Raw genomic sequence first — 7,633 nt, 5'->3', positions numbered from 1 at the left:
GGCATTAGGGTGCGTTCACTCGGCAGGCTCTGTGACCTTCGACACGGTTGGTACCTACGCTGTGTACCCTGTCTACGGACCCGACGACGCTCCAGGCATCCCTGCCGGATCGACCAACCACGAGGACGGCTGATCAAACTCCCTGACAGCGCTCAGACGACGTACGTCATATGCGAAGTCTGAACAGCGTCCAGGACGTTTTAGAAAGGGACCAGTTCACTTTGAACCAGGGCCCTTGCCCGTGAACCTGCTGCTGGGCTGTTTCAGGTCCTGACCGGCCGCTTTTCATTGTCGATGGACCGCGAGCGGCCCTTGGCGGGTCTGGTCGAGGCACACTCCAGCGGTTCCTCGATGCCGTGCTACTTGAGGTAGCGATACATTGTGGCCCGTGACCGGCCGACGGCGTCCGCGGCCTGCTGTGCAGCCTTCCCGTTGACGAGCAGATTACTGGCAGCGACCACATTCATCTTCACGTTGCCCGGATCAACCGGGCGCTTCCCGAGCTGCACTGTACTGGCCTGCGCACCAATCACCCCAAAGCGCACCCGCTCATTGATGAGCTCCCGCTCGTACTCCGCCAGGGTGGCAAACAATCCGAGCTGGAGGCGTCCGGATGCTGTGGACGGTCAACTCCGTCCCCATTGGAGTGCAATGAAATTCACCCGTTTAGTCATGTCGTCGACGGTGTTGCCTTGACGATAGAACCGCGCTATTCCGACCTGACCGACGTCGATAACCACAGCGTCCAGGCCGCTCAAGCCCGCTGCGTGACGGGGTGCCCGGCTGGCTCGACAGAGACGACTGTGACGGAAATTTCCCTTGCCTCAGCATCCTCGAACCATTGGTAATTGTTCGAATGTCCTGACATTTTTAGTTACTGACGCTTTCGGTTTACCGCACCTTCATGTGCCATGCCATGTCCGGTCACGTTGCCGTTGCAGGCTGGTCCGTGCCTTTGGGCGATTTTCGAGACAAGATGAAGGAACACCCATGACCAACCGCTTCCTAGCAGCAGCGGCCGTCGCCGTTGTCGCAGCTACCGCTGTGACCGGCTGCGCGCAGAGCAGTACCGCTCCGGCCCGAAACGATGGGGCCAGCGCTTCCCCTGACAAGACGATCACCGTGTTCATCAGTGGTGACACGAACGTACAGAATCTGTGGGAGAAGAGCCTTGTTCCCGCCTTTGAAAAGGCCAACCCCGGCTACAATGTGAAAGTCACGCTGGATCTGCATGGTGAGCACGATTCTCAAACCCTGGCCAAACTGACCAGCGCCACGGAACAGAACAAAGAAGCCGATTTTGACCTGGTGGACGGCGGCTTCGTTCCCAAGGCCTCCGGAGCCAACCTTCTGACCCCCGTGAGTTCCCAGACGATCACGGCCCTGAACGATGTTCCGCAGGACGTCATCAAGGCCGGCGGCACGGGTGGCATCCCGTACCGCGGATCCGCAGTGCTTCTTGCTTATGACACCAAGACAGTCTCCACCCCGCCGAAGACCCTTGACGATCTGCTCGCCTGGATCAAGGCAAACCCGGGCAAATTCACCTACAACTCGCCCAAATCCGGTGGATCCGGCGGAGCATTCGTTGCCACGGTTTTGGACAAGTTCGTACCAGCCGATGCCCGCGCCAAGATGACCGTTGGTTATGAGAAGGACCTGGAGACTTACTGGGACCAGGGCTTCTCGACGTTGAAAGACCTGAACTCGTCCGTTTTCCAGAGCGGCGTCTACCCCAACGGCAACAAGCAGACCTTGGACCTGCTTGCCAGTGGACAGATCTCCATGGCCCCGGTCTGGTCTGACCAGTTCATTACCGGTTTGACCAACGGCCAGATTCCTTCCTCGGTGAAGGCTACCCAGATCAGCGACCCATCCTTCACGGGCGGTGCCGCCTATCTCGGCATTCCCAAGTCTTCCCCCCGCCAGGAAGCGGCGCTGAAGCTGGCCAACTTCGTCCTGACCCCGGACGCGCAGACCATGATCATCAAGGAAATGTCCGGTTTCCCGGCCATTAGCCTGGACAAACTGCCCGCCGATGTGAAGGAAAAGTTCAAAGACGCAGACACCAACAACCTGCGTAAGGGCTACTTTGACCAGATGGGCAAAGACCTGAACAACCTCTGGGACCAGAAGGTTCCCGGCCAGTGACAACCACGCTCCACAGGCCGGCGGAACTGGAACGGACGGTTCCGCCGGCGCGCGGAGGGCGCCCGAAGCGACTCGGCCAGCGCGCCGTCGGCTTCTTCATGGCACTCCCGCCAATCCTGCTGATCGCACTCTTTGTCGGCTTCCCAATCGTGCTCGCCTTCGGCTTCAGCATAGGCCTGACCGGCGGGTTGAACCACACCATCGCCACCATCGGCCAGAATGTCCACGAGGCGGACGCCTGGTGGGGAACCCTGGCCGCCTACCAGGAGATGTTTTCCAACAAACGTTTCCTCGGAGACCTCATGGTCACCGTCATCGTGACGCTGGTCAGCACGGCAACCGTCCTCTTCCTGGCGCTCGGGGTTGGGCTCTACCTCAAGCTCAAGGGCGGCCGCATCGCCCGACTGCTCTCCGGACTGGCAATTGTGCCGCTCTTCATCCCGGTGGTCATTGCGTCATGGGCCATCCTCACCTTCTATTCCGGGACGGGCTTCCTGCGGAGCGTCTTCGCGCTCATGGGCCTTGACTTCCCCGTGTGGGCCTTCACCATGGTCGCCGTCATCATCGGCTCGGTCTGGACGTCACTCCCTTTCGCGGTGCTCATGATCTCCTCAGGGCTGCAACAGGTGCCCGGCGCCATGGTCGAAGCAGCCCGCGACGCCGGTGCCGGCACCCTGCGAACGGTCGTCTCAGTGATCATTCCCATGGCTGCCGTGCCGATCATCATCGCAACGACGTTTACCGCCATTGGCATCGTTGGGTCGTTCACGGTCCCTTACTTCACCGGGCCAAATTCACCGAACATGCTTGGGGTCGACATGTCCAACTACTTCTCGTCCTTTAATCAACCGCAGCAGTCAGCCGTCATGGCCTTCACGGTGTTCCTTATCGCCTCCGGAATCGCGGCGCTCTACGTGTGGGCGAACTTCCGTTCCGCCAAGGAACAGGGGAAAGTCTGATGGCTCTCCCTACCGGATCCCCGGTTGGTTCCCGCACCCGCCGACCCCTAACGCTCGACGCGATTGTCCGCAGTGCGCTGGTGGACCTGTTCGTGGTGCTCATGATGGTTTTCATCCTGGGACCCTTGCTCTGGCTCGGTGTCCGCGCCTTCGCCGGTAACTGGACCTTCCCCAGTCTCCTTCCCGATGACTGGACATTGCGCTGGTGGCAGGTTGTCGTCAATGATGGCGCGCTCGGCATCGCGGTGCAGAATTCCTTGTTCTTCGCCCCGCTGACGGTCCTCGTGTCTGCGATCATCTGCCTTCCCGCGGCCTACGCCTTTGCCCGCTTTGATTTTCCCGGACGCCGCTTCTTCCTGATCAGCCTGTTCGCGGCGAACGCCTTCCCGAAGATGGGCTTGTTCGTTACCCTGGCGGCCCTTTTCTACGCGTTGAACCTGATGAACACCATTTTGGGAATACTCGTTGTGCACGTTCTGGGCACGGTGGTCTTCATGACGTGGATCCCCGCGGCAGCGTTCGCTGCCGTGCCGCGAAACCTGGAGGAAGCAGCCCGCGACGCCGGAGCCTCCAAATTGCGCGTGTTCGCCTCAGTGACGCTCCCGATGGCGCTGCCCGGGATTATCGTTGCGGCTGTGATGTCATTCCTGGCGTCCTTCGACGAAGCACAAGGAACGTACTTGGTGGGCGCGCCGGCCTTCATGACCATGCCCACCCAGATGTACAGCCTGGTGCTGAACTACCCCACCCAGGTGGCTGCCGTCTTCTCCATCCTGCTGGCTATCCCCTCCGTTGCCCTCATGCTCGCGGCGCACAAGCACATCCTCGGCGGCCAGCTCGCCGAAGGATTCCAGATCAAATAGCGCCTTGCGCTCAACGTCAGACAGAGAACCCATGACAATTCATGAACCATTGACTGAACCACCCGCCAACACAACAAAGCCGGGAACTCCAGCGCCTGGCGGTGGGCTCGCTATCCGCGGCCTCCACAAGATCCTCGGCGGCCGCACCATCATCGATAACCTCGATCTGTCGGTCAAGGAGGGCGAACTGGTGTCCCTGCTGGGGCCCTCCGGCTGCGGAAAGACGACGACGCTGCGCATGATCGCCGGCTTCCTGGAGCCGGACTCCGGCTCCATCGAAGTGGAAGGCCAGGAGGTCTCGCACCTTGGTGCGGAGAACCGCCCCAGCGCCATGGTGTTCCAGAACTACGCGCTGTGGCCACACATGACGGTGGCCAAGAACGTCGGCTTCCCACTGAAGCTTCGCAGGATGTCGAAGACTGAGATCAAGGACAGGGTGGAAGCCGTCCTGGAGTTGGTCAGCCTTTTGCATCACAAGGATTCCAAGCCCGCCCGCATCTCCGGCGGCGAGCAGCAACGCGTGGCTTTGGCTCGGGCACTCGTCCAGGAGCCGAAGCTTTTGCTCCTCGACGAACCCTTGAGCAACCTGGACGCGAAACTGCGGGTCAAAGTCCGTGAAGACATCCGCAAGATCCAGCAGGAACTGGGCATCACCACGGTCATCGTCACCCATGACCAGGAAGAAGCGATGTCCATGTCCGACCGCATCGCCGTGATGAATGCGGGCCGGATTGAGCAATACAGTACCCCGGAGGCCCTCTATGCCCGCCCGGAAACCGAGTTTGTAGCCACCTTCATCGGCAGCATGAACCGTCTGGAGGGCTCGTTCGTCGACGGGCTCATCACCGCGGGTCCCGACGTTCTAGGGATCCGTCCCGAGGACGTCATCCTTGCAGACACTCCCTTCGCCGGCGCGCTCCCGTCGACCGTTGAGAGGGTTGTCCCGCGCGGACATTTCCAAGAGGTCTATGTGCGACGGGCGGACGCCCAGCTCCGCAGTTTTGTCAGCGGTGAACCGGTGCGGCCTGGACAGCAAAAGTACGCTGCCGTACGCAAGGCCATGACCTTCCGGGACGGACACCTGGTCACCGACGGAGGGACAACATGTTGAGCCGTGTCGCCACCGAAAGGACCCGCGCAACAGCCCACCGGGGCGACTCCAGTAAGTACCTGGAGAACACTCTGCCCGCGATCGCTTCAGCCATCGATGCCGGCGCGGATTTGGTGGAAGTGGACGTACGACTCACGAAAGACGGCAAGGTCGTTCTGCTCCACGACGCGTCCCTGCAGCGGATATGGGGCTTGGACTGTGACGTTTCCGACGCCAACTATGAGCGGGTCGGCCGGCTGGGCACCGGGGAGGAGCGGATCCCGCTGCTGTCCGAAGCCCTGGAACTTTTCCGCGGCAGCCCCTCTGTACTGCTCATCGACATGGACGAGCGCTGCCCTGCGGAGGCCGCCGCCGCCGTCGTGCGCGAAAGCGGCGTGGAAGTGGCCTGGTGCGGCAACCTCGACGGGATGCGGATCATCCGTGCCGTGGACCAGGATGCCCGGATCTGGCTGCCGTGGAACAGAAGGGTTGCCCCGCCCGAAGACCTGCTGGCTGAACTCAATCCCGAGTTCGTCAACTCCGAATACGTGCTTCTCAACAAGGAGATGGTGGACAAGATTCACTTGGCCGGGGCGAAGGTTTCCTGCTGGACGGTCGATGACGCGGAGTCCATGCGGTGGGCGTTGGGACTTGGCGTGGATTCGATCACCAGCAACCAGCTGGAGCTGTTGCAAAGTGTGATCGCCGAGGATCCCAAAACATGGGCTTCGGCGCAGGCGCCCAGGGCGCTGGCCGGGGAGGAGATCCTCGAGGCGCGAAAAGTCGCCCTGGAACTTGCCGGATGGGCCGTGGGGTATATGCGTGAAGCTGACCGCGGCCAGGTCTCAACCAAGGCCAACCCCGGTGATCTGGTCACGGAAGTGGATGTCGCCGTGGAGCGACATGTCCGTGAAGTGATTGCCGCCAGGCTCCCCGGCCACACGGTGGTTGGCGAGGAAATGGGTGGCGTCGCCGTGCCCGGGGCCCCGTGTTGGTACCTTGACCCCGTCGACGGGACCACCAACTATGTGAACCATTTTCCCTGGACGGCGTTCTCGCTTGCCTTGGCTGTGGACCGCAAGCCCGCGGTCGCCGTTGTCGCCGACCCTTGGCGCGGCGAGATCTTTGAAGCCGTAGCCGGTTGGGGTGCCCGCCTGGACGGACAGCCACTATCGCTCGGCCCTTCCGGCCTTTCGACGGCGGCGCCTCTGGCCGGAACCGTCGTGGCAACCGAACTCGCTGGACACTTGCCGTGGCCCGGAATGCTGGAACTGCTTGCCCTCCTCGGCGAGCGGCACAGCATCATGCGGATCATGGGATCCGCCACCATGACCGTGGTGGGCGTCGCAGCAGGGCGTGGCGCCGGCGCGATCATAGGGAGTTTTAGCCCGGTCGACCACCTGGCAGCCACTCTGATTGTTGAAGAGGCCGGAGGCGTCGTCCTGAATTCCACCGGCGAAACGGACACGTTCCCCGAGCGGGGCGGCGTCCTGGCGGCACGACCGGAATACTCCTCCGAGCTTTATGAACTATGGAGGGAGGCACATGGCGCCGCCGGCAACTAAGAACTCCCCTACCACTCCGCTGCTCGACGCCCTGTTCACCCTTGACCGGAGAAGCCGCCTGGAACTGATCGGGGAGGTCCGCCTCGACTTCCCGACGCACCACCCTCAAGGCATGGCCTTCGCCACGGGACTGACATTCCTGTCATCTGTGGAGATCCTCGATGCGCCCTTGCCTGCAGCGGACCCAACGCTACGCAGCCCCGGCCGAGGGAGGGGACACGTCTTCGTCCTCGACTCAAAAGGTGGCTTGCTCCGCGACGTCCACGTGGGCGAGGACAGCATGTACCACCCCGGAGGCATGGACTTCGACGGCGAACACGTGTGGCTGTCCGTCGCCGAATACCGGGCCGGAGGGCCGAGCATTGTCTACACGATCGATCCGTACAGCCTTGAGGTCCGCGAACGCTTCCGCGTAGACGACCACATCGGCTGGATCCTCCGCGACCCAGAACTGGACCTCGTGTATGGCGGAAGCTGGGGTTCCCGGCGTATCTACACCTGGGACACGGAAGGCCGCGTGGTGGCCAACTGGGAGAACCCGGGCCACTTCGTTGACTATCAGGACGCCCAGCTTCTGAGCCCGGGACTGTTGCTGTGCAGCGGAATCTCCGTGCTGCCCCAAGCTGACGGCACACCATTCGAACTCGGAGGACTGGCCCTCGTTGAGCCCCAACGGCAGAAAATCCTGCGGGACGTCCCCATCAGCATATTCAGCGCCGCCGGGCACGTCATTACACGCAACCCAGTCACCGTTACCGCCGATGAAAACGGACTACAGATTCACGCGGCGCCCGACGACGGAGACGACCCCGGCGGAACACGGATCCTGACACACAGGATCAGCTGACACAAACCCCCGGACCGCCAGAAAATCGGAAGTCGGTCGAGTAGAAGTAGTCCCAGTGCTCTCAGCGGCGGCCACCGGAGGCGGGCGCCGTCGAAGCAGGACCTCCGCGGACACGGCTTCGTCACGCCGCCTGCTGGCCGACGACCCGCCGGCCATGG

General features: G+C 62.1%; 7 protein-coding genes. 6 read left to right on the top strand and 1 reads right to left on the bottom strand.

Going from position 1 to position 7,633, the window contains the following annotated elements; genetic code table 11:
• Window positions 1–359 precede the first annotated feature (359 nt).
• Window positions 360–593, bottom strand: a complete 234-nt coding sequence (locus ACFVVC_RS22075; protein ID WP_387458425.1) for a hypothetical protein — start codon at window positions 591–593, stop codon at window positions 360–362.
• A gap of 397 nt (window positions 594–990) precedes the next feature.
• Between ACFVVC_RS22075 and ACFVVC_RS22070 the strand changes: the two genes are divergently transcribed.
• From ACFVVC_RS22070 to ACFVVC_RS22045, 6 genes are read left to right on the top strand one after another with little or no spacing between them, the layout of a single operon-like run.
• A complete protein-coding gene (locus tag ACFVVC_RS22070; protein WP_387458423.1) occupies window positions 991–2,151 on the top strand; it encodes an extracellular solute-binding protein in 1,161 nt (386 codons plus the stop codon).
• The gene (locus ACFVVC_RS22065) at window positions 2,148–3,110 is read left to right on the top strand and encodes an ABC transporter permease (protein WP_387458421.1); all 963 of its coding nucleotides are present in this window, start codon (window positions 2,148–2,150) and stop codon (window positions 3,108–3,110) included. The genes ACFVVC_RS22070 and ACFVVC_RS22065 overlap by 4 nt, the downstream gene beginning before the upstream one ends.
• Window positions 3,110–3,973, top strand: coding sequence for an ABC transporter permease (locus tag ACFVVC_RS22060; RefSeq protein ID WP_387458419.1), 864 nt, complete (start codon window positions 3,110–3,112; stop codon window positions 3,971–3,973). Before ACFVVC_RS22065 ends, ACFVVC_RS22060 begins: the two co-directional genes overlap by 1 nt.
• Window positions 3,974–4,022: 49 nt before the next feature.
• The gene (locus ACFVVC_RS22055) at window positions 4,023–5,084 is read left to right on the top strand and encodes an ABC transporter ATP-binding protein (protein WP_387458417.1); all 1,062 of its coding nucleotides are present in this window, start codon (window positions 4,023–4,025) and stop codon (window positions 5,082–5,084) included.
• Entirely contained in the window at window positions 5,078–6,628 is a 1,551-nt protein-coding gene (locus ACFVVC_RS22050; RefSeq protein ID WP_387458415.1) for an inositol monophosphatase family protein, read from the top strand. Before ACFVVC_RS22055 ends, ACFVVC_RS22050 begins: the two co-directional genes overlap by 7 nt.
• Window positions 6,609–7,475, top strand: coding sequence for a DUF6454 family protein (locus ACFVVC_RS22045; protein WP_387458414.1), 867 nt, complete (start codon window positions 6,609–6,611; stop codon window positions 7,473–7,475). Before ACFVVC_RS22050 ends, ACFVVC_RS22045 begins: the two co-directional genes overlap by 20 nt.
• The last annotated feature ends 158 nt before the right edge of the window (window positions 7,476–7,633 follow it).

Source organism: Pseudarthrobacter sp. NPDC058196, from assembly GCF_042882685.1.
GTDB lineage: Bacteria > Actinomycetota > Actinomycetes > Actinomycetales > Micrococcaceae > Arthrobacter.
The sequence above is the reverse complement of the archived record's forward strand: the minus strand, read 5'-3'. Positions and strand labels throughout refer to the sequence as shown.

What these genes read in the sequence shown, in the direction of transcription:
- ACFVVC_RS22070 (WP_387458423.1), top strand. Translation starts at nt 991, where the DNA reads ATGACCAACCGCTTCCTAGCAGCAGCGGCCGTCGCCGTTGTCGCAGCT.
- ACFVVC_RS22060 (WP_387458419.1), top strand. Translation starts at nt 3,110, where the DNA reads ATGGCTCTCCCTACCGGATCCCCGGTTGGTTCCCGCACCCGCCGACCC.
- ACFVVC_RS22050 (WP_387458415.1), top strand. Translation starts at nt 5,078, where the DNA reads ATGTTGAGCCGTGTCGCCACCGAAAGGACCCGCGCAACAGCCCACCGG.
- ACFVVC_RS22045 (WP_387458414.1), top strand. Translation starts at nt 6,609, where the DNA reads ATGGCGCCGCCGGCAACTAAGAACTCCCCTACCACTCCGCTGCTCGAC.